At 65.7% G+C, this 207-nt stretch carries 1 pseudogene; it reads left to right on the top strand.

The annotated features are described in order from the left end of the window. Positions 1-207: pseudogene (locus IO30_RS41195) on the top strand (dehypoxanthine futalosine cyclase); the annotation flags it as partial.

A 207-nucleotide genomic window follows, 5' to 3' on the forward strand; every position in this document is an offset into this window, starting at 1 on the left:
CGCGCCGCCGCTGGGGGCCGGATCACGAAGGAAGAGGCGCTCGACCTCTACCGGCATGCGCCGTTGCACGCGCTCGGCCAGGCGGCCGATGCGGTGCGCCGGCTTCGGTACGCGGGTACGGAGCACATTGCGACGTACATCATCGAGCGGAACATCAACTACACCAACGTGTGTGTGACGGCGTGCAAGTTCTGTGCGTTCTATGCG

Origin of the sequence: Streptomyces xanthophaeus, assembly GCF_000725805.1 — a bacterium.
GTDB classification, from domain to species: Bacteria; Actinomycetota; Actinomycetes; order Streptomycetales; family Streptomycetaceae; genus Streptomyces; species Streptomyces xanthophaeus.